This window comes from Escherichia sp. WS1450 (assembly GCF_046487395.1).
GTDB classification, from domain to species: domain Bacteria; phylum Pseudomonadota; class Gammaproteobacteria; order Enterobacterales; family Enterobacteriaceae; genus Escherichia; species Escherichia coli.
Map to the genome: position 1 here is coordinate 1 of NZ_JBJQJO010000102.1, position 1,791 is coordinate 1,791.

Below are 1,791 nucleotides of genomic sequence, written 5' to 3' on the forward strand. Positions count from 1 at the left end.
AAGCAACTGGTCGTGCCGCTCCTTCTCCAGGCTGGCACCGGAGGCCTCCACCACGCTACAAAGTTCTTCCTGCAACATGTCAAAGTAGTCATCATCCAGATCGGTGGCAGGTGTGCCGGTCTGGGGGTTACCACGGGTAAAACCGTTCTTACCCGCGCCGAACTTATCCTTCTGCGCGGTTTTCGTGTCTATACGATGCATGGATTACTCCGGATATTTAAAAATTACGTAGGTATGCGACGGGCAGAGTTTGTTAAGCACACACTCGACAACGGTGTCGCCCCAGATACGCAGTGCGGAATCACAGGGATCGCCACATGTCATCCAGGTGGTGTTGGTGGCAGCTGGCATGTTGACCTGCCAGTAATACCGCCATTCCGGCGCATTCACCGCGTCAGTACAGGCCGATGAGCAGGTGAACGTGCTTTTGTCGTATCGCGTGATGTTGGCATCTGGTCTGCCCAGGGCAGCAAGCTGTGCAAGATAAAAATTCTCGTTGATGCTGCCCGCCAGGTTAACCTTCGCATCCAGCCGTTGCTGACGCTGACGAAGGGTCTGTGTCCCTGCGGGAATACATTCATCCGGCAGACCGCACAGACGCTCCCAGCGGTTTATCAGTTCAGTGGTGGTGCGCGGATCCAGCTCCCGCATCAGGGCATCCGCACGCTGATGAACACGGGTTAATGACGGTGCCGCACCGGCAATCGCCGGATCGCTGGCTGACCACGCCGGACCGGGGGGCAACAGTGCCGACAACAGACGGATGTAATCATCGTTTGTCACGTCCATGAAATCGTCCCCAGAACCGCCAGTTCATTTTTTGCAATGGAGATATTGTCTGCCGGTGCAAGCAACTGATGGCTGTATTCCCCGTTCGCACCGGAAATCGCCTCACTGATACGCGATACCTTCAGTTCTCCCTGCGGATAACCATCACGCAGCAGGAACGAACGCAACTCCGCGGTGATGGCAGCCCGTATTTCCGGTGTGTCCGGCGTCACGCGGATATGAAAATCCACCGTATGTGCCACCGGCCTGAACACATACAAATCAGAGCCTGCCACCGGGGCCAGTGGCTCGATATGTTGTCTTGCCGCCGTTTCCGTTGATTCTTCCGGAATGGGATTAATCAGGTCACTGCTGGCAATCATCACACCGACAGTTCCCGTTCCCATCCAGTGACGGTATGTCCATGCGCGGGTAATGCCGGGCACTTCTTTAGCCCAGACGACATAGTCCCCGTCAGCCCCGCCCTGAGGCGTCCAGTAATACCGCTCAATGACGCGGGCGCGCCACGTTTCCAGCTCTTCAGTATCAAATCCACCTGTCAGGGTATCTGCCACGCCGGAAGACGGCAGACCATTCACCGGCGTGACCAGGATTAATGACGTACCGTCGTCAGCGTTACCGACCGCGCCTGCACTTGAGCAGGCGATCGGCACGCGCAGGACACCACCGGAGCTGGTTGCATCGGCAGTTGCCGTGTACTGAACCAGGTCATCGCGCTGAATCACGCTCCCGGCAGTCACCTTCAGGCCATCGCTGACACCTTCCCAGCGCATATACCCGCTGGCAGCCGTGGCCCCCTTGCGCGGACACCGTTTCAGCGCAGCATGTCGCGCCAGCCAGGACTCATCGCACAGGTCAGGCAGCATATTCATTGCCAGATAATCGATGTACCCGTAAACCGTATGCAGCGCCGCCGCATACACCTTTGCCCGCACGTCTTCATCCATGCGCCGGAGCGTGTCGCTGACGTCCAGCCTGGCGAATAAATCGTTACGGAGCATA

General features: G+C 57.6%; 2 protein-coding genes and 1 pseudogene. All 3 read right to left on the reverse strand.

Annotated elements, in window-relative coordinates:
• A pseudogene (stfP, locus tag ACJHYR_RS27600) lies at positions 1-201 on the reverse strand (protein StfP); the annotation flags it as partial.
• A 3-nt stretch (positions 202-204) separates the two neighbouring features.
• A complete protein-coding gene (locus ACJHYR_RS27605; RefSeq protein ID WP_000383557.1) occupies positions 205-789 on the reverse strand; it encodes a YmfQ family protein in 585 nt (194 codons plus the stop codon).
• On the reverse strand, positions 780-1,790 hold the full coding sequence (locus ACJHYR_RS27610; RefSeq protein WP_410233209.1) for a baseplate J/gp47 family protein: 1,011 nt from the start codon (positions 1,788-1,790) through the stop codon (positions 780-782). The genes ACJHYR_RS27605 and ACJHYR_RS27610 overlap by 10 nt, the downstream gene beginning before the upstream one ends.
• Position 1,791 lies beyond the last annotated feature (1 nt).